The following is a 24,625-nucleotide window of genomic DNA, read 5'->3' as shown; positions in this document are numbered from 1 at the left end:
ACCCGATCTTCTCAAAAACCATGAAAATTTTCACCCATAAACTGCTGATTCCCGTTGTTCTGTTTGCCCTGACGGTTTTTTCCTGCAGAGATTTAACCGATCTGAACGTGAATCCCAACGGCGTGCAACCGACAACGGCGCACCCGAACCTGGTTTTATCGACCGTCCTGACCGAAACCGGCAAAGCCTTCGTAAACCTGGGCTATCAGGACATTGCTGGCGTCATGCAACATACCCAGAAAGACGGCTGGAGCGGTGGTCACAACGATTACGACTGGGGTGGTAGTCAAAGCTGGAGCAGTTATTACGATATTCTGCGCAACAACCAGTTCGTCTACAACCGCTCGGTGGAATTGAATTTCGAACTCCATCAGGGCATTGCGCTGGTCATGAAGTCCATGGTGTTCGGTCTGATCACCGACCTCTGGGGCGATGCGCCCTACAGCCAGGCCTTGAAAGGGGCCGTGGGTGGTACAGAAAACACGTTTCCGGTTTATGACACCCAGGAAGCCATTTACACCGGCATTCTGGCCGATCTGGAAAAAGCCAACACCCTGCTGTCGAAAGCCAAAAGCGCCTACAACAGCACTGCCGAATCGGCGGATGTCTATTACAAAGGCGACCCGGCCAAATGGCGGAAACTGGCCAACTCGCTGGCGTTGCGGTATTACATGCGGCTTTCGCTGAAAAAACCGGATGTGGCCAAAGCCGGTATCGAAAAAATCATCGCCAACGCCACGCAGTATCCGATCATTACGGCTTCTGCCGACGATGCCGCCATGCCGTTTGCCGGCAACAGCGATTCCGATTCGTGGCCAGCCAATACGACCTACGACGCCAGCGAAAGCAATTACCGCCGGTTGAAAATGAGTGATACGTTCGTGAAAGCACTGCTGGCGGTCAGCGACCCGCGCCTGCCGGTCTGGGCCAACAAAGTGCAGATTCCGCTGGTAGTCGATGCCACGCTTCCGGCCGGTACCGATAAAATCATTGATGGCAAACGGTATTTGTCGCCGGATAAAGTGGTGGGAAAAGACGTCAATACGGATCCAAACTACGTAGGACTACCAACGGCCATTGTCGGTGGGGCGTCCTACAACCTGAGCCCAACGGCTGAACAGGCGGCTAAAAATCCGCACGTTTCGTGGCTGAACGACATCTACAAAGCCGCCAAGGGTCCACTGCTGAAAGCCCGGCTGATGTCGGCGTCGGAAGTGAACTTCATTCTGGCCGAAGCTGCCCAAAAAGGCTGGGCCGCGGGGGATGCCAAAGCGCGGTACGAAGCGGGCGTCAAAGCTTCCATGGAAACCTGGGGCGTCGCCAGTGCGTATCCGGCCTACATCGCCCAGAAAGCGGTTGCTTATAACGGAACCCAGCAGCAGATTATCGAGCAGAAATGGATGGCCAGCTGGACAGCCGCCACCGAAGCCTGGTTCGATTACCGCCGGACCGGTTTTCCGGTATTGAAAACCGGCCCGAGTTCCAAGCGCAAAGTGCTGCCCGTCCGGTTTTATTACATGCTCGATGAGCGGAATCTGAACAAAGCCAATTCCGATGTCGCCATTGGCCGTCTGGAATTGACACCTAACTCGGAAGCCGATGGTAAAAACAGCCCCTGGTCGAAACCGTGGGTTTTACAGGGCACCGGTAAACCGTGGTAATAGCCTGAAAAGTAAAAAGAAGAGTATAGACAAGGGAGGAAAGCAAACCGGCCGGCAACGTGGCCTTTCACTCGCCATCTCTTGTCTATACTCTTTGTCGTTTTAAAATCCATGAAAAAGACCCTGCTTGTTTGTTTTGTTTTCACGCTGCTCACCTTTTCCGTCCGGGCCCAGCAGCTTCGGGCGGGGGCGGCTCTGCGGGTCATCACGCCCAGTCCGTTGCTGCCCATTTCAGGCGGAATCGGAACGCCTAAACCCGCCACGGAGAAAAAAGGCGATCTGTTCGTTCGGGCGTTTGTGCTGGAAAAAGGCGCGACGCGCATTGCGATTGTCAGCGTCGATAACCTCGGCTGGCCTTCCGTTTTGGGCAACAAATCCCGGGCGCTGATCAAGAGTATTCCACCAGGCAATGTGCTCATTGGTGCCACCCATACGCACAGCGGTCCGGACGCTTACGGTTTTCCGGATCAGTCGGGAAAGGCGCTGGCAGATCTGCCCTACCTGAATAAATGCGTAGCGCAAATTGCCGAAGCCGTTGAAGAAGCCGTTAAGAACCTGCAACCCGCCAGTCTGAAAATAGCCGTTGGGGAAGCAAAAGGAAAAATCGCGTTTAATTATTATGCCCCCGATTTATACGATCCGCGCTGTGGCGTTATTCAGGCCATCGCGTCGGCGGGTGCCAGCAAAGGCAAACCGATTGTTACGCTGGTCAATTATGCCATTCACCCCGAAGTCATCGGCTCGGCACGCGGTATTCTGAGTCCGGATTTGTGCGGCCCGTTGTACGACAAAATCGAATCCAAAACCGGCGGCATGGCAATTTTCATGAACGGCGCCCAGGGCGGTATGGTCACGGCGGACGTCCGGCGCGAGGGCGGAACCGAAGCCAACACCTGGGAAGAATGCATCCGGATTGGGGAGTTGCTGGGCGACGAAGCCTTGCGGATTGTCAGTACCGCTCCGGTTTTGGAAAACCCGTCAGTCTATTGCGCCAGTCGAATGATCGAATTTCCGATTCAATCGGATCTGATGAAATACATCATCAAAAATTCGCCGTTGGGGTATAAACTCAGTAGCTCCGATAACGTGACGACCCAACTGAATTTGCTGAACATCGGCCCGGCCCAGATTCTGACCGTTCCGGGGGAAGCCTTACCGAACATCGGTTTTTATGTAAAGCGACACATGAATACCAAATACCCGTTTTTGTTCGGACTCACCAACGATGCTTTTGGCTACATGCTGACCAAAGTCGATTTTAACAGCTTTAAACGGTACGACTACATCAGCCGAACCAGCCTGGGCGAACTGACCGGCGAAATTTACATGGAACAGGCTTTAAAAGCCGTAGCGGAAAGCCCTAAACCCGAGCAATAAAAACCGTACAGAACCTTCACAACTGAAAATTAAAATCCCCAATAACTAAAAACCAAATACTGCAATGAAACGATTGTTAACCCCATTGACTCTGTTTTTAACGCTATTTTTTCTGTCGTTTGATTCCCCGAAAAAAGGACCTGTTACGCCGGAAACGGCACTCCAGAGTTACCTGCACAACGATGATAAAACCTATACCTGGGAGTTGAAAGATTCCTTCGATATGGGCGATGTAAAAGCGTATAACCTGCTGCTGACTTCGCAGAAATGGCGCGAACATACCTGGCGGCATCAAATGACCGTTCTGGTTCCGAAAGAAAACAAGTACGACGGTGCGCTTTTGTTCATTACCGGCGGCTCCAACAAAAACGAGCAACCGAACTGGAACGCTAAAGGCCAGGAAGACAAAGTGTTGCAGGGACTGGCCGGCATTGCCACCAAGAACAAAGCGATTGTGACCCTCCTGAAACAAACGCCCAATCAACCGTTGTATGACAACCTGACGGAAGATGCGCTGATCTCGTATACGCTCCATCAGTTTAAAAAAGACGGCGATTATACCTGGCCTTTGCTGTTTCCAATGGTGAAAAGTGCAGTTCGGGCGATGGATGCCGTTCAGGAATTCTCGAAACAAACGCTGAAACATGACATCACCCGGTTTGTGGTTTCGGGCGCTTCGAAACGCGGCTGGACAACCTGGCTAACGGGCGCAAACGACAAACGGGTGGCCGCCATTGCCCCGATGGTGATCGACATTCTGAACATGCCGGTTAGCCTGGATTATCAGGTAAAAGTGTGGAAAGAATACAGCATCCAGATTGAGGATTATGTTAAACTCGGCATTCCGCAGGCGGCCCGGACAGCGAGCGGAAATGCGATCAATACGATGGTCGATCCGTATTCATACCGGAAGAATTTAACGATGCCAAAGATGATTATTATGGGCACCAACGACGAGTATTGGGTGGTGGATAACATCAAAAATTATTTCGATGATATTCCGGGCGACAACATGATTCATTACGTGCCGAACGCCGGTCACAGCCTGGGCGACGGCAAGTCGGCTTTCGAAGGATTGGGCGCTTTCTTTGGCATGACGATGGCGAAAAAGTCGTATCCGGTTTGCAAATGGAATGCAACGAGCACGAAAAAAGGAGTCGATGTTTCGATCAAAACCACGTCTGATGCGTTGGTCGATGTCATCGTCTGGTCGGCCAATTCGACCGATACCGATTTTCGGAATGAAACCTGGACCAGCAAAAGCCTGGGCCTGAAAAACAAAGCGAAAGTGGACGTTTCGGAAGCCTATCCCGCATCCGGCTACCACGCGTTTTACGTGGATCTGAAATACGCCGATCCCAACGGTGGCACCTATACCGAAAGTACGCGCATGTTTGTGTCGGATAATGACGAAGTATTTTTGAAACCGAGTTCGATTTAACATTTTCCCCGGCTGCCGCTGACAGGGTCCTTGACCGCTGTCAGCGGTTATTTTGTAGCCCTAAACCGACCAATGAAGCCCACCTTACCGTTCTTATTCGGCCTTCTTTCGCTCTACTTTTCATCCTGCCAAACCCCTTCCAACCCAACCACTGCCTCGGTAAAGGACGTCATGGATGGGGCCGTAACCCGGCTCTATAAAACCCTCAAACCGGAACAGCTGGACACGATCAGTCAGTCGTATGTCCTTCATTTTCTGACCGATGACGAGAAAAAAGTCCTGGCTACCCGGTATGTAACCTTCGAGGTCGACGCTCCGGTAACGGTTTCTCTGATGCGCCATCAGGAGCAGAAAGTACAGCCCTTCTGGCTGGAAAACAGCGGTTTTAAGAAAACCGATCGGATTGTCAAAAACGAAGAATTCACGTACGAAGTCTGGCAGAAAAATTTCGATGCCGGGAAAGTGGAGTTGGGGATCAACGGATTCGACAAACACCGGCCGGTTTATTTCATCAGTGTCGGCCCGCAGAAACCGGGGGATAAAGTCACCATTTCCAACGTCTTTCCGGCTTCGCAGACGCTGGACACCATGCGGGTTGGGGCTTTTACCTACCACGACTGGAGCGACCTTAGGCTGACCGAAGTACCGGAATCCTTGCGCGGCCAAACGCTCTTCCAGACCATTCGGGGGCGCGCGCGGGAAGCCCACGTAGTCGGTGCTTTTCGGAAAACCCCGAATCCTGCTACCGACCAACCGGATCAAATCCTGTTGACCTGGAGCGGTGATCCGACGAGTACGATGGATGTACAGTGGCGGACAGCCGCAACGGTTTCGGACGGACTCGTGAAGTATTGGCTCACGGGGACAACAGATACGCTGACAGCTTCGGCAACGGCTTTTCGGATGGAAGACCGGTTGTTGCAGAATGACCGGTATGTAAACCGGTTTACGGCGGGGCTTTCCGGACTCAAGTCCGGGGGGACGTACGGCTACTGCGTGGGGTCCAAATCGGGAAGCTGGTCAGCACCGGCTTCGTTTCAAACGCAGTCGGCATCGGCCACCGGTTTTTCGTTCATCTGGTTTGGGGACACGCACAAATCGCCGGATTGGGGTTCGATGGCCCGCAAAACCCTCGTTCGTCACCCCGAAATTGCGTTTTATTCCATCGCCGGTGATTTGGTCAGCACCGGCTTGCACCGCAACGAATGGGATGAATTGTGGCTCTATTCCGGCGGCATTTTCCGGCAAAAACCGCTCATGCCGATTCCCGGCAACCACGACAGCCAGGACGGTTTGGGAGCCTGGATGTATCAGGAAATGTTCAGCTTACCCAAAAACGGACCCAAAACGACGGACGTCCCGACCGAACAAACGTACGCATTTACCTACCAGAATGCCCTCTTTTTGATGATCGATGCCACCTCGCCGGTTGAAGCCCAAACGGCCTGGATCAGGGAACAGCTGGCTGGTTCAAAAGCCGTGTGGAAGTTCGCGTTTTTCCATTTTCCGCCTTATAATTTTGAAGAAGACTATCCCGACATCCGGAAAGAATGGTGCCGCTTATTCGATCAATACCACGTCGATATGGTGATGAGCGGCCACGTTCATTATTACCAGCGCACCCAACCGATGTTTGCCGAAAAACCGGTTTCCTCCCCGGCTCAGGGTACGATTTACACCATTTCGATTGGCATTCCGAGTGAGCACAAAGTCTGGCCGGACGCCGATTATGCCGTGGTTCGGTATAAAAACGGGCCGCTTTATCAGCATCTGAAAATCGATGGAAAGACGCTGGTATACACCTGCTTTGACCAGGATGGAAAGGTGAAGGATGAATTAACCATTAAAAAATAATGTACGCACGTCAATTCCTTTTAACAGCACTTGGGGCTCTATTTTTCAGCCTTGCCAACGCCCAACCCTTCATTTCGGCCCACCGGGGCTCGTCACTGGTGGCGCCGGAAAACACACTGGCGACCTTCAAGGCGGTTTTGGCCATGCCCGTCCGTTATATTGAAATCGACGTTCGGACCACCAAAGACGGCCAACTGGTGATTCTGCACGACGGCAAACTCGACCGGACCACGAGCGGTTCGGGGCCGGTTCAGAACCTGACGCTGGCCGAGGTGAAACAGCTCTCGGCCGGAAAAGGCTTCGACGAACACTACAAAGACGAGCGGATTCCTACCCTGAAAGAAGTCTGCCAACTGATCCGCGACTGGAACGCCGGCCATACCGCGAAAGTAAATCTGTACGTCGATTGCAAGGACGTAGCCCCGGCACCGTTGGTGGCCGAACTGACGGCCTTCGACGTTCTGACCGATGCGATTTTCTACGGCTCCGACGATTTTTTGCTGACCCTGAAACAGGAGGCCCCGAAAGCGAAGCTGATGCCGTCGTTACGCAATGCCGAAGAATTGAAGGGCAAAATTGAAAAGCTCCACCCCTACGCGTTCGATGTGCGGTGGCCGTCGCTCACCAGCGAGTTAATCCAGCAAATTCACGGCAACGGTATTCAGGTATTTTCGGATGCGCTCGGCTTTTTCGAGACGGCCGAACAGTATCAGAAAGCCGCCCGGATGGGCATCGACGTGATTCAAACGGATTATGTGTTGAAAGTGAGTCAGGCGCTGCGTGAGCTGAAGATTGAAAGCAAAAAGTAGAGAGGCCAGGGTGGTTGCCCGTGTAACCGCCCCGCCCTGTTTTTTGCCCGGAAAAATTTTAATTCCCGGCCATTCATCCGTGCCCACTTCTAAACAAAATGAGGCATCAGGTGGTCTATTTACCGGATTAAAAGAGCGCAGGAAAAAGACACTAAAATGACCATCGACGTACTTTCAGCGGACACCATTCGCCCGTTAACCGAACTGGCTCTGGAACTTTGGCCAGACTGCACCTTTGATGAAGAATACGACTATTTTACGCAGGTTCTGCATTCAGAGAATGCGATTTGTTACCTCGCCAGAGACCAGAACCGCTACATTGGCTTTATTCATGTAACGCTTCGGACGGATTACGTCGAAGGAGCCGACGAATCACCGGTGGCTTATCTTGAAGCGGTCTATGTGAAACCGGACTATCAACAACTCGGAATTGGCAAAAAGTTAGTAAGTCTTGGTGAAGAATGGGGCCGACAAAAGGGGTGTCGACACCTTGCTTCGGATGCCGAACTGACCAATTCAGCGAGTATCGACTTTCACAGGAAAATCGGATTTAACGAAGCCAACCGGATCGTTTGTTTTATAAAAGAGTTATAATCTGAATGCCATTGAGCGCCTGGTGGACCAGTTTTGACCAATGAACAGCGCTATTTGTAATACCCCCAAACTTCCCTCCCTTCTGGACGTTGGGTGAAGCTTTCACCAACCGGTACAGAAACCGTAATTTCTTCCAGTTCTATCCGTTCGGCCAGCCGGTCTGCCGGAAGTCGGTTAACGGGCACCTGAACGGTCTTATTTTTAGACGGATTGGTGAATGTAAAGGCAACCGGTAACGCATATTTCCCCGCGTATTCAGGGCTTAAAACCGGCAGCTTCTTTAGCGCTTGCTTCACGGCATAATCAAAGCCAAAGCCGACATTTTCGGGGCTTAGAAGGACAATATTCTGAACTTGGCCCCGCTCATCAATTTCAAATCCGGCGTAAACCCGCCCATAAACGCGCTCACTTCTGGCCAATCCCGGATATGAAATTTTATTTTGAATAACCTGATTAAAAAGTAGATCTCGGCTTAAAGCAGGCTTTGTTGCCAATTCATCCGAAAGAACCTGTTCATTCGGGTTTAACGTATCGTAATACTTTAATACGTCAATGATGGCTTCCGGGCTCATCTTCTCACTATCCAACCGGGTAGAAAGTCGCGCCGACTGGTCCTTCAGAACCTCCAGCACCGATTTACCGGTTAACTTGATGGCTTCGGGAAACGCATTTCCCTTTTTAATAAAATACCGTTCCTGGACATGGTAATGCCCTTGAAATTCGTCGGCTTTTGCGTAGCCATTATCCCCTTTTCCAACCCGCAATTCGCTTTTTATATTTTTCAGGAGTTTGGTTTTTCCATCCTTTAAAACCATAAAATAACTCTCATACCGGGTTCGATCGTTTATGGGCTGCCGGATAAACCGATAACCGCCGAGTGTAAAAGCCTCAGGCTGAACCCGTTCAACCGTTGTTGTATGCATTAACCGATAAGTAACTTCATTCTTAGCCACGCTGTAAGCAAGCTGGCACGGAAATTCTTTCTCTCCAAGAAGTACCGTCCCCGGCTGCATAACCGGGAACGTAAAATATTCTGTTCCTTCATAAATGACCTGAATATGGTTGCCGGTTAAAATACCGCCATTATCCCGGTTATATACCTGACACGTGGTAATTACCCGCCCTTTGCCATCTTGAGAGACCACACATTGGGCGGAAGCCCAGATAAAGCACCCGTGCAGGATCAAGACTATCAGACTAAAACGCAACATGAAATACCGGTTAAGCATACGATTGAATTCGGCTAGGCCTTCCACGTTAACGGGTATCAACGCAGAGTATAATTTACTACCAGGTGCAAAATAAACTAAAAATGAGACTATTCAAATCGCCGGTTCATGCCCTTCATTTCGCCGTGCAGGTTGATGGCAACCAGGGTTAATAACGCAATAAAAACGAGTAGCAACGCGAAGCCCATTGCCAACCTGCTGCCATACAATCCCCGATTTGAAAAACGCGGTTTTGCGTTCCCGATCAGCAACGTTACGAAGCCCAGATTCACCAGGTACAGATATTGTTCCGGCCGGTATCCGCTCATAAACGCGCCGGTTATCAGAAAGCTAAACGCGGCATACAAACTGAAATGGCCGATAAAAAACGTCCGGACGTCGCTATAGTCATAGCTGACAAATTCCGTTCTTTTCGTTCGGTAATACAGCATAAACCAGCTGATGCCCGCAATCAGTAGGGCAGCCAGCGCCACCCATTGAATGGTTTGGGCCAATGCCGTAACATCCCCCGCCGTAATTTTGGTATAGATTTCCTCCAGCCGTTTTCGTTCAAACGTCTGCTCCCAGACGATGAAGGGAATAACCAGCGTCAGCGTCAGCAACGGAAACCACTGGCTACGGCGTTTCTGAGGGTCCTCGGCCGGTTCCCAACGTGAGGTAAAGGTTCCGTACGCCATGCCAGCGCCCCCGAAAAATCCGATCGAATATTCCATCACATTCCAGAAATTGAACTTGAAGGTGGAAACTCCGCCCATCACTTGCAGGAAATTCCCGAAAGCAAATCCGAAGCCCGCGCCCAACCCGGCAAACACGGCCACCCGTAACGCGGAATACTGTTCGGTGCGGTAGATAAACCAGGTCAGTGCAAAGGCCATTCCCAGACAAGCGGCCCACATTTCCGAACGCGGAGGAGTCATCAGCCAGCCCCATTCTTCGATGAGAAAGAAGTAAACTACCACCGCGCCCACGAACATTTCAACGATCAACTGAGGCCATAAAACCCGTTTTCTTGACGAATCGGCCAACGCCAGACCGAACAAACCACCCCCGATGAACCCGTATAACCCGCCGATGATGAACAGCATAACCAGACCGTAGTAGACATTTACAAAGTCGACGCCCCGGCCGTAGCCGACCACAATGCCGTAGCTCATGATGCCGCCAATGCCCCAGCCTGCCGCAGCCGCCAGCGTTGCTTTAAACACCCGGGAATACCAGTCGGCCCGCTTGGCCACCAGCAGCACACTCAGGGCACCGATGGAACCGGCCCAGGCCGCACCCTGCTCGTGACCAAACTGACCCCGGATGGCCCAGGCCGTTCCCATTGACATACCCGCAACCAGCAGGCTGATTAAAAGCGATTTAGAATTCATGGTGGTTCAGGAAAAGGGTTTGAACTTAGTACGTTACGGGCTGCAAAACAGGCTATTCACCCGAAAATTTATCCGGTTGCAATAGCCTGAAACCCATCGAAACCCGTAGTTTAGGAGAGTGCATTCGGACAGAAAAATGAAAAGTACACTGGAAACCCTGGCCATCGACGGTGGAGAAAAAACCGTCCAGACAACCTTCCCCTGGCCCATTTACGATGAAAACGAAGTTCAAGCCGTGGCCGAAGTGATTCGGAGCGGGCGGTGGGCCAATCCCGACTGCGGAGAAGCCGTGGCCGCTTTCGAGCAGGAATTCGCGGCTTATTGCGGTACCAAATACGCGGTTAGCTGCGTCAACGGTTCCGTTTCGCTCCGGCTGGCGCTGATGGCCTGCGGAGTGAAACCGGGCGACGAGGTGATCGTTCCCCCCTATACGTTCATCGCTACGGCGTCGACGGTTCTGGAAGTCAACTGTGTGCCGGTATTCGTCGACATCGATCCCGAAACCTATAACCTCGATCCGAAAGCCATTGAAGCGGCCATTACGGAACGAACCAAAGTCATTATTCCCGTTCATTTTGCCGGTTTGGCCTGCAATATGGACGCCATCATGGACATTGCCCACCGGCATAATTTAAAAGTTATCGAAGACGCGGCCCACGCCCACGGAGCCGAATACAAGGGCCGTAAACTGGGCTCCATCGGCGATGCGGGCAGTTTTAGCTTTCAGTCGTCCAAAAATCTGACCAGTGGCGAAGGCGGTATAGTGGTCACCAACGACGAAAATCTGTACCGGATGATGGCGTCGCTGCGTAACGTCGGGCGGATGGAAGGCGGTCAATGGTACGACCATTTTAACCCCGGCTGTAACTACCGCATCACCCAGATGCAGGCGGTTTTGCTCTCCCAGCAACTCAAACGCCTGGAAGAGCAGACGGTTTTGAGAAACAACAACGGCCTGTATCTGAACGAATTGCTGGCAGACATCGACGGAATTACCCCCTTGAGCCGGGGTGATGGAGAAATCCGCCATTGTTATCACCTCTACATTTTCAAGTACGATTCGTCGGCGTTTGGCCCGCTTTCCCGTTCCGAATTTGTGGCCCGGCTGTCGGCAGAAGGCGTTCCGTGTTCGACGGGCTATCCGCATCCGCTGTACACACAGCCGGTTTTTCAGAACCGGAATTTCATGTGTTACGCCATCCCGGAATCGGTCGATTACACGTCGGTACATTGCCCCATAGCCGAACGCGCGTGCCGCGACGAAGCCGTCTGGATTTTTCAGCACGCCATGCTGGGAAGTCGGGAAGACATGCGCGCATTTGCCGAAGCGATCCGTAAAATCCAACGAGTTGTATCGCAGAGTTGAGCGAAGAAAAAAGGAGTTTAGCAGAGTTTTTATTTAGCTCCGCGTAACTCTTCTTTTCTCCGCTCAACTCCGCGAAATAACGAATACTCTTATTTCCTCAAACCCACCATGACCCCTCGCATTACACTCCTGTTCATACTCCTTGCCTTTCAGCTTGCGGCTCAACCCGTTAGCCTCAAAAATGCCGTGATTCTGGTTTCGCCCTCCATCCCATCGCCCATGCGGACCACCGCCCCGCAGATGCTGGTGGAAGAGATTGCCAAACGAACCAACAGCAGTCTGAAGCTGGCGCAGGCGTGGCCCACCGGCTCTTCAGCCACCATCGCCCTGGCGCTTTCATCCGACAAAGCGGTGGCCGGAAAACCGGTTCCGAGCCGTACGGGCACCGATTTAGCGGAACAAAAACCGGAAGGTTTTCGCATCGTAACCGAAGGCGCAACACTCTGGATCATCGGCGCGGATGCCCGCGGAATCCTGTTCGGCTCCGGCTGGCTGCTGCGGAATTTGAAAATGGACGGCAAACGGCTCGAACTCGCCGGGCCCGTCGATGTAGCCACTTCGCCTGCTTACCCGATTCGCGGGCACCAGTTGGGCTACCGGACCACCGCCAACTCCTACGATGCCTGGACCGTGGCCCAATTTGAACAGTATTACCGCGACCTAGCGGTTTTCGGCACCAACGCCATCGAGGGAATTCCGTTTCACGAAGAAGAAAAAGCCAGTCCGCATTTTAAAATACCGGCCGCTCAAATGCAGGTGCGCCTAAGTGAACTGTGCCAGAAATACGACCTGGATTACTGGGTCTGGACACCGGCGGAGTTCGAGCTGACCGACGAAGCGAAACGGAAAGCTGAGATTGAGAAGCATGAGGCTTTTTACCAATCCTGCCCCCGACTCGACCATATTTTCTTCCCCGGTGGTGACCCCGGCGACAACCACCCGCGCGAGGTGATGGCTTTTCTGAAGGATCTGCAAGGCAGGCTGGTGAAATACCATCCTAAAGCCAAAGTCTGGATTTCGTTGCAGGGTTTTAGTACCGAACAGATCGATTATTTTTACAAATACCTCGAGCAAAACAAACCGACCTGGTTGCAGGGCGTGGTGTCGGGACCAAGCAGTCCGCCGATGGCCGAAACCCGCTTTCGGCTACCAAAAAACTACCAGCACCGCGAATATCCGGACCTGACGCACAACGTTCGCTGTGAGTTTCCGGTGGAGCGCTGGGATCAGGCGTATACGCTGACGCTGGGGCGGGAAGCCATCAATCCGCGGCCCTTTTTCTTCGCCGGTATTCACGGAAAATACGCGCCGTTCACGGACGGTTTTGTGTCGTATTCCGATGGGTGTCACGATGATATCAACAAAATAACGTGGAGTCAGCGGGCCTGGGACCCCGCCCGAAGTGTCAACGAAATTCTGGCCGATTACGGGCGGTTTTTCTTCGGCTGGCCGCTGGCAACCGAGGTGGCCGACGGGATTGCGGCCCTCGAAAACAACTGGCAGGGGCCTCTGGCGCAAAATGGCGGTGTTGAAGCGACCTTCTCCTTCTGGAAAACACTGGAAACCGCCCATCCTGAGCTAAAAAACAACTGGCGCTGGCAGATGCTGGTTCTTCGTGCCTATTACGACACCTACACGCGTCGGCGGTTGATTTATGAGCAGGGACTCGAAAAAACCGCCAATGCATTGCTGGCTCAGGCTACCGAAACCGGTATTGAAAATACCCTAAATTTGGCACTGGCCACGGAAGAGAAAGCCGATAAAGAACGCATTTCGGTCGATCTTCGGAAGAGAATCGAAACGTTATGCGCCGATTTATACGCGTCTATCGGCCTGCAAACCAGCGTTCCCAAATACAAAGCGAAGAATTACGAACGCGGCTGTTTGCTGGATTTTGTCGATTATCCGCTCAACAACCGCTGGTGGCTGGCCGACGAATTCAAGAAAATCCGGGCGATGAAAACGCCGAAAGAGCAGGTGGAACGGATGCACGTCATCGGTAACTGGGAAACGCCCGGCGTTGGCAGCTTTTACGACGATGTGTCGAGTGGCGGCAACAGCCCGCGGGTGAAAACGATCTCCGAAGATGCCACCGACATTGCGTGGTGGGACAACGGTTCGAGTCGCGCGCGGCTTTCGACGCAGACCTTCCAGAACGACCCGGCTTTGGATTATGACAACCTCGATCCCGGTGCGCGCTACATCATTCGGGTGGCCGGTTCGGGCGACGCCCTGCTGCGGGTCGACGGTTACCGCCTGAAACCCCTGATTTACAACAAAGCGCCCGAAACTTTCAAGGAATGGATTGTCCCGCTGTCGCTGACGCAGGATGGCCGCATTTCCGTCACCTTCGACGAACCGGAAGAATCGCACCTGAACTGGCGGCAACACTCGAAGATTTCGGATGTCTGGTTATTGAAGCAATAAAACGTCGCTGGTCGGGATTTCAAATCCCGACCAGCGGGCTTTTTAGGGCGTTGGGGGCAATTCCCGAATCCGAATCTGGCGGAAAGCCGATTCATCTCCGTGGTCCTGCAACAACAAAAAGCCTTCGTCCATAACGCCAAAATCCTCGACGGATTTGAATTTACTCTGCGCCTTGGCCGCGTTAAACCGCTCATCACCGCGCTCATACTCAACCACTTTAACGCCATTCAGCCAGTGTTCGACGTGCTTTCCATTGACGACAATCCGGCCTTCGTTCCACTGACCAATCGGTTTGAGTTTCCGCGCTGAGGGTGCAAACAATTCGTATAAACCCGCGGTCCGACGCTTATCGTCTTTGTCCCCGGCAATGTCTTTGTTTCCCTGATCGTCGATGATCTGGTATTCGCAGCCCAGCCAGGCACCGTCGGGGTATTTTTTAACGAAATACTTCAGGCCGCTGTTAGCGCCGGGGGTCAGTTTAAATTCAAACCGCAAATCGAAATTTCTGAATTTCTGGCGCGAAACGAGGTCTCCACCCCGTTTCGATTTATCCCCGCCTTTGTTCGCAACCAGGGTTTTATTTTCGATGCTCCAGCCTTCTTTCGGAAAATCCGTCGATTTGGCGCTGATCCACTGACTCGTATTGGTGCCGTCGAAAAGCCAGATCCAATCCGACTGAGCCGGATGAGGATCGTTTGAAAAACCAAAGAAAAACCGGGCAAACAGGCCAAGTATGAGCAGACCATGCATGGATTTAGGAGTTAAGTTAAGCGAGTCTGAAAATTAATGTTTTAATGCATAATACCGGTGGACAAGGAACGAAATTGGCAAACCAACACAAATCATCAGGATTGCCATGTTCAGTAAAGCACTCTGCAGTTGAATCGGCCCCCGCGATACGTTGGTCATCGGCACGACAACGAGATTCATGACCACCCAAACCACCGCACCGTAGAGCAACCCACTCAGCAATTTATGTTTCCGGAGCAGGGGCACATAGGGAAAAATCAGAAAATAGGCGATGGCAAATGAAAAGGCGATAAGATAGTGAAAAAGAAGTCCAAGCCAGGCCATTTCAATGCCTCCGGCAAAGGCTTCTTTGCCAAAAACACCGCTGGCAATGTAGTTTAAGACCGGTATTGGCTTCATCTTCCCCAGCAGACTGATGGCCGCAAGGATATCCAGCGTACCGGCGGTAAAACCAGCCAATAAAATCGTTTTCAGCGGTGATTGAGTTGACATGTTTTATAACGCAAAATTGAGCGGAGTTAAAAAGAGTTGAGCCGATTTCTTAAAAGTAAAGAAAAACTCTCTGCCAGACTCTTTTTAACTCCGCTCAACTCAGCGAAACGACCTTACCTGTTTCGGGCGGTTCAGCAAGGGGCCGTCTCAGATTACCTGAGTCGGCCCTTTTTGCTGATCTATTTTAATCAAGCTAACTCAAACCGGTCCAGATTCATCACTTTATTCCAGGCCGCCACAAAGTCTTTGACAAATTTGCCCTGTGCATCGGCGCTGCCGTACACTTCGGCAATGGCTCTCAGTTCGGAGTTGGAGCCAAACACCAGGTCGGCACGCGTGGCCGTCCATTTGGGTTGGCCGGTGGCACGGTCGCTTCCCAGATACACTTCTTTGTCTTCGGAAATGGCTTTCCAGGCGGTGTTCATATCCAGTAGATTGACAAAAAAATCGTTGGTAAGCTGGCCCGGACGCTGCGTGAAAACCCCATTTTTGGAGCCGTCGAAATTCGCATTCAATGCGCGCATACCGCCCACCAGAACCGTTAATTCAGGTGCCGTAAGCGTCAGCAATTGCGCTTTGTCGATCAGCAGCTCTTCGGTAGATACCGTCAATCTTGACTTGCGATAGTTGCGGAAACCGTCGGCAATAGGCTCCAGGTAGCCGACCGATTCCACATCGGTTTGCTCCTGCGAAGCATCCATACGGCCTGGCGTGAACGGAACGGCGATGGGATAACCCGCATCTTTCGCGGCTTTTTCAACACCAGCCACACCGGCCAGGACAATCAAATCGGCCAGAGAAACTTTTTTACCACCGGTCTGCACAGCGTTAAATTCATTCCGGATACTTTCCAACGTAGCCAATACTTTTTGCAGCTGCACCGGATTGTTTACCTGCCAGTCTTTCTGAGGAGCCAGGCGAATCCGGGCACCATTGGCACCACCACGCTTGTCGGAACCACGGAAGGTAGAAGCCGAAGCCCAGGCCGTTGAAACCAGCTCAGACACGCTCAATCCGGAGGCCAATACGTTCGCTTTCAGGGCTTCCAGATCACTTTCATCGATCAATACATGATCGACGGCCGGAATAGGGTCCTGCCAGATCAACACTTCGGCCGGCACATCAGGACCCAGGTAGCGGGCACGGGGTCCCATATCGCGGTGCGTCAGTTTAAACCAGGCCCGGGCAAAAGCATCGGCAAAAGCGTCAGGGTTTTCCAGAAAATGGCGGGATATTTTTTCGTAAGCCGGATCGAGCTTCAACGCGAGGTCGGTCGTCAGCATGGTCGGTGCGTGCTTTTTGGAGGGGTCATACGCATCAGGGATAATACTCCCTGCGTCTTTAGCCACCCACTGGTGCGCACCACCCGGACTTTTGGTCAATTCCCAGTCAAAGGCAAACAGGTTCTCGAAGAAATTATTGCTCCATTGGGTGGGCGTTTTCGTCCAGATGACTTCCAGTCCGCTGGTAATGGTGTCGGCACCTTTACCCGAACCATAGCTGTTGCTCCAGCCAAAACCCTGCAATTCCACATCGGCAGCTTCCGGCTCTTTGCCCACATGCTCGGAAGAAGCAGCGCCGTGGGTTTTGCCGAAACTGTGTCCGCCAGCGATCAGGGCCACCGTTTCTTCATCATTCATGGCCATACGGCCAAAGGTTTCGCGAATATCGCGTGCGGCTGCTACGGGATCCGGATTGCCATCGGGACCTTCCGGATTTACGTAAATCAGGCCCATATGGGCGGCACCGAGCGGTTTTTCCAGGTTGCGGGAATGGATGTTGCGTCCTGGATCTTCATCCGATGATACGACCCCATGCTCCGCAACGCCGGGCGAACCGTCGGCGTAGCGATGGTCGTTGCCCAGCCAGGTGGTTTCCGAGCCCCAGTACACATCTTCGTCCGGCTCCCATACATCGGCCCGTCCACCGGCAAAACCAAATGTTTTAAAGCCCATCGATTCCAGGGCTACATTACCGGTCAGGATCATCAAGTCCGCCCATGAAAGGTTGCGGCCATATTTTTGTTTGATCGGCCAAAGCAGCCTGCGGGCTTTATCGAGGCTCACGTTATCGGGCCAGCTATTGAGCGGAGCAAACCGTTGCTGTCCGGCACCGGCACCGCCCCGGCCATCACCCACCCGATAGGTACCGGCGCTATGCCAGGCCATTCGGATGAACAGGGGGCCATAATGCCCGAAGTCGGCCGGCCACCAGTCCTGTGAATCGGTCATGAGGGCATGAAGGTCGTTCTTCACGGCTTGCAGGTCAAGGCTTTTAAAGGCTTCGGCATAGTTGAAATCCTCATCCATCGGGTTGGATTTGGACGAGTGCTGGCGCAGGATATTGAGTTTTAACTGATTAGGCCACCAGTCACGGTTTCGGGTACCATTTCCGCCCACATTGTGTTTCATACTCCCATTGTGAACCGGGCATTTGCTAATGTCATTTGATCCGTTTTCCATTTTAATTAATTCATGTGTTAAAACCCAATTTTTCCTGCACGGGGTACGATGCAGTGCGCTAAAGTTATAGCATTGAAACTAATAATCACAATCGATAAATTCTATATTTAAATAGTAAAAATCTATCACCTCAGGATCAATCATCCGAAAAATCCGGGCTTCAGGGGTTTCAAACAAAAATGTAAAACCAGCCGGTAAAACGTTTTTCAGTGAAACATCATCGGTTTAAAGAGTTATTTCGCAGAGTTGAACAGAGAAATCAGAGGTAAGAGGAGAAAAATTTTACTCTGCTAAACTCTTTTTTTCTCCGTTCAACTCTGCGAAACAACTTTAAAACTCTATTTCCCCGCCACGTATTTATCCCGGAATTCGCTGGGAGAACATCCCTTCACCTGCCGAAACTGCCGCGCAATGTTCTTGCTGTCACTCAGCCCCATATCGAGCGCAATTTCAAAAACCGTCATGTCGGTTTCCAGTAATTTCTGGGTAAATTTTTCGATCCTCAGGTTAAAGATATACTTATAAATTGGATACCCGGTAATCGTATGAAACCGCTTTTCCAACGCCCGTCGCGACAGTGGAACCTGTCTGACAACTTCATCCACCTGGAGGTTTTTATCGATGTTCTGGTGAATGTATTTCAGCGAAGAAGCAATGTAATGATCGTTGGTTGCGTAGATGTCGGTCGAGTGGCGCGTCACCACCTGCGTTGGTTTCACCACAATATCGTAGAAACCGGCCACGCCCATCCGAATCATGTGATCGAGCAGCTTGGCCGAATCGTAGCCGCCTTTTTCCGCATCCAGCGCAATGCTCGACAGGGGCGGGTCCGACAGTTCGCAGATCGTTTCGTCATTGTCGACGCCCAGCACGGCCACTTCCTCGGGAATACGAATACCGGTTTGCCGACACGCTTCCGTAATGTGCTGACCCTGACGGTCATCGCAGGCCATGATCGCAATCGGCTTGGGCAACGATTGCAGCCATTTGCTCAGGGAACTGGGTTTGTAATACCACAATTCGCTGGATTGTGCTTTGGTATGTTCGAACGAATGCACCGAATAACCGGCACTTTTAATCCGGTTTTCAAACCCTTCGGCCCGCTCCCGCGACCAGACAATGTCTTTAAAACCGTAAAAAGCAAACTGAGTAAATCCCTTTTTCAGAAAATAATCGGCTGCCATCGCCCCGGCTTCGTGGTAGGCTCCGGTGATGTTCGGAATTTCGTCAAACCGCTCCTTGAAGTCCTGCGCAATGACCGCGATACCGGCTTTTATGATCTCAGAAATTTCGTTGTCGTTATAAAACTGTCCGATAATACCGTCAGCACCCCACTCCTGCGCCCACTGCAAAATGCCTTTAATGCCGATGGTTTCCCGGTAAAAAAGCGGCATCCGGCAAAACACCCACGGGCCATGTTCCCGCGAATATTTCGTAACGCCTTTCAGCAGGTTCTTGCTGTAATCCTCGGCAAAATCGATCAGGAGGATGATTTTATACATAGAAATTGTTTCGCAGAGTTGAGCGGAGAAAAAGGGCGGTACGCAAAGGACTAGTTTTACTCTGCTAAACTCTGTATTTCTCCGCTCAACTCTGCGAAATAACCCTTTTTACTCAAATAATTCCCGAAAACTTTTCACCGTGGCATTGTTCACCAACGGCCGGGCCCAGAGGCCGATGCTGAAAATATAGCCCAGGGTAATGAGCAGAAACAACATCGCCAGTCGCAGGCCAACCAGCTCGCCCAAACCGCCGATGATGAGCGGCACGACGGCCCCACCGGCAATGCCCGAACACAAAATACCGGAGAAGGTCCCGTGGTGGTGCGGCACCGAATTGAGCGCCAGCGACACCGTGATCGACCACATGACGGAAGCGAAAAAACCGGTGAGCGGAAAGGCGTAAATCGCCAGATCCCGGGTGCCGAACAAGCCGGCCAGCAGCGAAACGATGGCCCCGGCGGCAAACAGCATCAGGACCCGGCGGCTGTCGAAAATCTTCAGCAGCAACAAACCGAGCAGACAGCCGACCGTCAGCAGGCCCCAGAAATACGCGATCACCGAGGCCCCGGTTGTGGCCGGATCAACGCCGTGGTAGGTTTGCAGAAATTGCGATGTCCAGTTGGCAATGCCCTGTTCGGTACCGACATACGCGAAAATTCCGCAGAAAAACAGCCAGACGGTTTTATTCCCCAGCAGGTCTTTAAACGCCTTACCGGTATCGATTTTTTCGTCTTCCTTCAGCTCCACTTCCGGGAAACGCACGAAGTAAATTACCACCACCATCAGCAGCGCCGTCACGGCGAAAACCCAGTACAATGACACCCATTTCAGGTTGGCCGGAACGAGTTGATTAAACAGCGCAATCACCGGGGAAGACGTCGCACCCGAATGAACATTGCTCACCAGATAGCTGTATAACATCGGGCTAAGAAACGATGCCGCACCAAAAAAAAGCTGCGCCAGCACCGAATTGAACGCAAACTGCGCTTCGCCACCCGCCACCCGCAACAACGGATTGATCACCACCTGAAGCATGGCCATTCCGATTCCAATCAGAAAAAGGGACACCAGGGCAATGGCAAAACCGGGTACCAGCGCAAACAGCAAAGCACCCAGAAAAGCCAGAAAAAAGGCCCCCAGCAACACCGGTTTTTCCCGGTATTTCTCGACCAGAAGGCCGGACGGAATCGACATCACCCCGTAGGCAACGAAGAAGGCAAACGGCAGAAATCCGGCCAGGCCGATGCTCAGATCGAAACTTTTGATGATGTCCGGAATGAGTGGGCCCAGAATATTGGTCAGAAAAGAAATGACAAAAAAGATCAGCAGAATTAAAATAACAATCAGGGTGTTGGGCTTCATGGCCTGGATTTTTTTGGATGGGAACGCAGCCGGGTCGCCGGTGCGATGAACGGATTGAACGGATTAATAAGCGGATTTTAATTTTAATCGGTGTAAATCCGTTTAATCCGTTCAATCCGCGTTCCCATTCACAACGGCCGTCCGGCTCGACCGGCCAGCCGCGTCGAAACTCTTTATTTTAACTGTCCCCGAAACCGCTACCGGAGCCGTATACAAAGCCGATTGCGCCGTTGGTTCGGAGCCGTCGGTGGTGTAGCGAATCGCCAGGCCCGGATATTCGACATTCGCTTTTAAAGTGCCGTTATCGAGAATCGCACCCGGCATCGGAAGCCGGTAATTATAACCGCCATTCAATACCGCCAGTCGTGGTATGTCTTTCTGTGCCAGCGTATTGGCAAAAATATTCCAACCCGACTGGATGGCTTTTTCCCGCGCATCCCGGTTCTCGATGGTTTCCCAGGGGCGTTCCGCTGCCCAGGCACTCTCGACAAATCCGAGCAATTTGGGCAGGATATAATACTCGATCATATCCCGGCCTTTGACGGTTTCGCTCCACAGCTGCGCTTCCAGTCCAATGACGTTTTTGCGGGCTTCCGGTTTCATTTTTTCCAACCCGCTAAAATCCAGCGGTTTACCCATCGACGTCTTATACGTGGTTTTGAACATATCGAACGGCGCAAACGCCCAGTTGGCCCGCGTGTCAACAAAGCCGCCCCAATACAGCCCCGGTTCCATCGGGTCGTTGTTGTAAGCCAGATCGAAATAAAAATTGGTTACGTTGCACAACACCACCGGATAGCCCGCATTCGCCAGCCGGTTGCCCAGGTCCAAATCATAAATATTGTTCCAGATGTAGGGCACCACCTTGCGACCCACAAACGCAGGATTGGCCACGTATTTCCCCTCCGCCGATTTGTTGAGCGCCACCTCTTCCCAGCCGTGAATTTCCAGATTCCGCTTTTCGAGCCGTTTCAAGAGCTTCCCGAAAAAGTACGTTTGCAGGTTTTTAGGGTCTTTGATCGCCGGATTTTCTTTCAGCAACTGAGCCGCCAGCGGGGATTTGGTCCAGGCTCCTTCGGCTACTTCGTCGCCCCCGGCGTGGAAAACATCCAGTTTCAAACCGGCTTCCGCATACATTTTGGTGATCTCGTCGACCACTTTTTCGTAGAAATGATACGTCGATTCCTTCGCTACGCTCACCACGTTATCGGTATACGCCTGGGCCGACAAATAGACGGATTTGTCCGCCGGATCGATCAGGCGGTATTCGTTCGCTTCGGCTTCTTTGCCTTCCTTCATCAGCCGCTCATACCGCGCTTCCATCGCCTTGATGGCCGCCCGTGCGTGGCCGGGAAAGTTCAGTTCCGGTATTACCTTGATGTGCCGCTCGTTGGCGTATTTCAGAATTTCGATGAAGTCGGCTTTCGTATAAAAACCGCTGCCGTATTTCCCTTCCTCATAGGCTTTCGGCCCCGAACCGTACGACGGATGCAGCACGGACGTTTCTTTGCCGGTCGTGTGTTCACGCTGCGCTCCGACCTTGGTCAGCTCCGGCAACCCGTCAATTTCGAGCCGCCAGCCCTCGTCTTCCGTCGTGTAAAACAGAAAGTGGTTCACTTTGTAGGTCGCCAGCAAATCGAGAAGCCGCAGAATGGTTTCCTTGGTCTGAAAATTCCGGCTGACGTCCACGTGCAAACTCCGGAAGTGAAACCGGGGCGCATCCTCCACCTGTACGTAATTGAGGGCCACCGAAGCCGCCGGTTTCAGATACGTTGTGGTCGGAATCAGGGCCAGCAGGCTCTGTGTGCCATAAAACACCCCGGCCGCATCACTGCCGGTGATGGAAATACCGTTGCCGTCGATGCTCAGTTTATACGCTTCTTTGGCAATTCCATTCACCGAAACCGGCCCGGTTTTAAGGACAATTCCTTTCCCGGCGGGTGCGGTAGCGGCAATCGTAAAGTCGGTTCCGGTCAGCGTTTTCAACTTCTGACTGAGCAACTTTGCTTCATTTTCCAGACCGGTTTGGTAATAAATCGAGAGTTTATTATCCAGATTGAACGTGCCCGCGCCCGACGTAATCTTTACCGGCGAAGGAATGATTTTCTGCAATTGAGACGCGTCGACCAGGCTGAGTGCCAGGTTGTCCTGATACCGTTTGGCCGCCGTCTGCAACGGCATCAGATCGCCTTTTCCCCGCAGCTGCTGCTCCTTTTTAGAGAACGGCAAAACCGTGTAATTCGCCACCTGAACGATGTTTTCCTCCTTGCCGTCTTTGTCGTAGAAAACGAAATAAAGCCCGAGTGGCGCATCGGTTACTTTGATAATGGCTTCCGTCCCCGAATACCGGATTTCGGTCGAATCGCCGGGTGCCAGGGCAAACCCGGCGTTTGGCGTCATTTTATACCAATCGCCGTTAATATGCTGAACTGTAGCCGGTTGCGGGGTTTTTGAGGTACTGATGGGCCGGGGAGACATATTGAAGAACAAAGCCCAATTTTTGTCGGTGAGTGCCGATCCGCTGTGATTGTTCAGGATAAACCGGGCTTCAAAACCGCCTTCGACCTCGGTAAAATTGCTCACCAGTTCCCAGGAAACGGCAATGTCCTTTGTCGTATTTTCGGATGATTTGCACCCGTTCAGGAGGAGTAAAACCGTGAATAAAGCCGTGAGGCAAAAAAAGTTACGCATGGAGGGGTCAGTTAAGTAGCCTTAATAATACGGAATAGCGTATTAAAAATACCACTGGCTTTCAAAGACTTTTTCAACTTCCGATTCGATGATTACCCAAACGAACCAGTTGACCCCGCCCGCCGATGTTTTGGAACCAGCACCGCACCGGTTGATCTCGCTCGATGCCCTGCGCGGTTTTACCATCGCAGCCATGATTCTGGTGAATTTCCCGGGCGATGGTGACCACGTTTACTTTCAATTGCAGCACACCAAATGGAACGGTTTGTCGTTCACCGACCTGATTGCGCCGTTCTTCCTGTTCATCATCGGTGTTTCCATTACGCTGGCCTACGCAAAACGGCTGGAGAAGGATGATCCGAAAGGGGAAATGTACAAAAAAATCATCCTGCGGTCCGTCAAGATATTCGCCGTCGGTATGTTCCTGAATCTGCTGCCCACCTTCGATTTCTCAGACATTCGCTGGACCGGCACGCTGCACCGGATCGCCTTTGTTTTTCTTATCTGTGCGGTTTTATTTCTGAACACCACCTGGAAACAGCAAGCCTGGATTGGGGCCGTTACACTCATCATTTACTGGCTGGCCCTAACGCTGATTCCAACCCCGGGCGTCGGAAGAGTCATGCTGGAACCGGGCGTCAATCTGGTGGCCTGGTTCGACAGCCTGTATCTGCCGGGGCGGATGTGGCAGGGCACCTGGGACCCTGAAAGCATCCTCAGCACCTTTCCTTCGGCAGTTTCGGGCATTACCGGAATGCTGGCCGGACGCCTGATGATCAGCAACTTCACTAAAAATGAAAAAGTAAATTACCTGATGACGACCGGCTTATTTACGGCGGTCCTCGGTTTTTGCTGGAACCTGACGTTCCCTACGAACGAAAACCTCTGGACCAGTTCGTTCGTGCTGGTCACCTCCGGTTTTGCCGCCTTGGTATTGGGTGCGGTTTATTTTCTGGTCGACATTCTGGGAAACACCAACGGCACCAAACCGGGTATCATTTTCGGTGCCAATGCCATCACGGTCTTTGTGCTGGCCGATGTACTTTCCATTCTTTTCTATTACCTGAAATTCGGCGGACACTCCTTAAACGAACACGGCGTGGCCGCTTTGACGGACCTGGGATTCGATCCGCGACTGGCCAGTATGGCGTATGCGCTGTTCTTCGTTTTTGTCAATTTCATCCCGGCGTATCTGCTGTACCGAAAAAAGATATTCATCAAGCTTTAGAGAAAAT

Annotated in this window: 17 protein-coding genes; 9 read left to right on the top strand and 8 right to left on the bottom strand. The window is 52.2% G+C overall.

The window, feature by feature from the left end; genetic code table 11:
• Positions 1 to 20: 20 nt before the first annotated feature.
• The 6 genes from EHT87_RS01765 (at position 21) to aac(6') (ending at position 7,736) form a co-directional block, all read left to right on the top strand.
• Complete coding sequence (locus EHT87_RS01765) at positions 21 to 1,661, top strand: SusD/RagB family nutrient-binding outer membrane lipoprotein (protein ID WP_124903234.1); 1,641 nt, start codon at positions 21 to 23, stop codon at positions 1,659 to 1,661.
• 111 nt (positions 1,662 to 1,772) lie between these two features.
• The gene (locus EHT87_RS01760) at positions 1,773 to 3,038 is read left to right on the top strand and encodes a hypothetical protein (RefSeq protein WP_124903232.1); all 1,266 of its coding nucleotides are present in this window, start codon (positions 1,773 to 1,775) and stop codon (positions 3,036 to 3,038) included.
• A gap of 64 nt (positions 3,039 to 3,102) precedes the next feature.
• A complete protein-coding gene (locus EHT87_RS01755) occupies positions 3,103 to 4,479 on the top strand; it encodes a PhoPQ-activated pathogenicity-related family protein (RefSeq protein WP_124903230.1) in 1,377 nt (458 codons plus the stop codon).
• A gap of 72 nt (positions 4,480 to 4,551) precedes the next feature.
• Positions 4,552 to 6,333 carry a purple acid phosphatase family protein gene (locus EHT87_RS01750; RefSeq protein ID WP_124903228.1) on the top strand — a complete coding sequence of 594 codons (1,782 nt, stop codon included), beginning with the start codon at positions 4,552 to 4,554 and terminating at the stop codon, positions 6,331 to 6,333.
• Complete coding sequence (locus EHT87_RS01745; protein ID WP_124903226.1) at positions 6,333 to 7,142, top strand: glycerophosphodiester phosphodiesterase; 810 nt, start codon at positions 6,333 to 6,335, stop codon at positions 7,140 to 7,142. Before EHT87_RS01750 ends, EHT87_RS01745 begins: the two co-directional genes overlap by 1 nt.
• A 156-nt stretch (positions 7,143 to 7,298) precedes the next feature.
• On the top strand, positions 7,299 to 7,736 hold the full coding sequence (gene aac(6') / locus EHT87_RS01740; protein ID WP_124903224.1) for an aminoglycoside 6'-N-acetyltransferase: 438 nt from the start codon (positions 7,299 to 7,301) through the stop codon (positions 7,734 to 7,736).
• 50 nt (positions 7,737 to 7,786) lie between these two features.
• Here the strand turns inward: aac(6') and EHT87_RS31195 are convergent, their stop codons facing one another.
• Together EHT87_RS31195 and EHT87_RS01730 are read right to left on the bottom strand one after the other, a co-directional pair.
• Complete coding sequence (locus EHT87_RS31195; protein WP_185716117.1) at positions 7,787 to 8,368, bottom strand: energy transducer TonB; 582 nt, start codon at positions 8,366 to 8,368, stop codon at positions 7,787 to 7,789.
• 686 nt (positions 8,369 to 9,054) lie between these two features.
• Positions 9,055 to 10,338 (bottom strand): hypothetical protein, encoded by a 1,284-nt coding sequence (locus EHT87_RS01730; RefSeq protein ID WP_124903220.1) that lies wholly within the window; start codon positions 10,336 to 10,338, stop codon positions 9,055 to 9,057.
• Between the two features lie 136 nt (positions 10,339 to 10,474).
• Here EHT87_RS01730 and EHT87_RS01725 point away from each other — a divergent pair, with 136 nt between their 5' ends.
• Positions 10,475 to 11,704, top strand: coding sequence for a DegT/DnrJ/EryC1/StrS family aminotransferase (locus EHT87_RS01725; protein ID WP_124903218.1), 1,230 nt, complete (start codon positions 10,475 to 10,477; stop codon positions 11,702 to 11,704).
• A gap of 108 nt (positions 11,705 to 11,812) precedes the next feature.
• Entirely contained in the window at positions 11,813 to 14,131 is a 2,319-nt protein-coding gene (locus EHT87_RS01720; RefSeq protein WP_124903216.1) for a hypothetical protein, read from the top strand.
• Positions 14,132 to 14,173: 42 nt separating this feature from the next.
• On the opposite strand, the gene EHT87_RS01715 is transcribed toward EHT87_RS01720, so the two are convergent.
• From EHT87_RS01715 to EHT87_RS01690, 6 genes are all read right to left on the bottom strand, one after another.
• Positions 14,174 to 14,881: a 3-keto-disaccharide hydrolase gene (locus EHT87_RS01715; protein ID WP_124903214.1), complete on the bottom strand. Its 708-nt coding sequence runs from the start codon at positions 14,879 to 14,881 to the stop codon at positions 14,174 to 14,176.
• A gap of 33 nt (positions 14,882 to 14,914) precedes the next feature.
• A complete protein-coding gene (locus tag EHT87_RS01710) occupies positions 14,915 to 15,373 on the bottom strand; it encodes a DUF1440 domain-containing protein (RefSeq protein ID WP_124903212.1) in 459 nt (152 codons plus the stop codon).
• Positions 15,374 to 15,561: 188 nt separating this feature from the next.
• On the bottom strand, positions 15,562 to 17,835 hold the full coding sequence (katG, locus tag EHT87_RS01705; RefSeq protein ID WP_124903210.1) for a catalase/peroxidase HPI: 2,274 nt from the start codon (positions 17,833 to 17,835) through the stop codon (positions 15,562 to 15,564).
• Between the two features lie 338 nt (positions 17,836 to 18,173).
• Positions 18,174 to 19,337 (bottom strand): DNA-binding transcriptional regulator, encoded by a 1,164-nt coding sequence (locus EHT87_RS01700; protein WP_124903208.1) that lies wholly within the window; start codon positions 19,335 to 19,337, stop codon positions 18,174 to 18,176.
• Between the two features lie 108 nt (positions 19,338 to 19,445).
• Positions 19,446 to 20,699, bottom strand: a complete 1,254-nt coding sequence (locus EHT87_RS01695) for an MFS transporter (RefSeq protein WP_124903206.1) — start codon at positions 20,697 to 20,699, stop codon at positions 19,446 to 19,448.
• Between the two features lie 111 nt (positions 20,700 to 20,810).
• Positions 20,811 to 23,390: a family 20 glycosylhydrolase gene (locus tag EHT87_RS01690; protein ID WP_124903204.1), complete on the bottom strand. Its 2,580-nt coding sequence runs from the start codon at positions 23,388 to 23,390 to the stop codon at positions 20,811 to 20,813.
• Positions 23,391 to 23,478: 88 nt separating this feature from the next.
• Between EHT87_RS01690 and EHT87_RS01685 the strand changes: the two genes are divergently transcribed.
• Positions 23,479 to 24,618, top strand: a complete 1,140-nt coding sequence (locus EHT87_RS01685; RefSeq protein WP_124903202.1) for an acyltransferase family protein — start codon at positions 23,479 to 23,481, stop codon at positions 24,616 to 24,618.
• The last annotated feature ends 7 nt before the right edge of the window (positions 24,619 to 24,625 follow it).

This window comes from Larkinella knui (assembly GCF_003858645.1).
GTDB lineage: Bacteria > Bacteroidota > Bacteroidia > Cytophagales > Spirosomataceae > Larkinella > Larkinella knui.
This window is presented reverse-complemented; position numbering and strand designations above follow the sequence as displayed.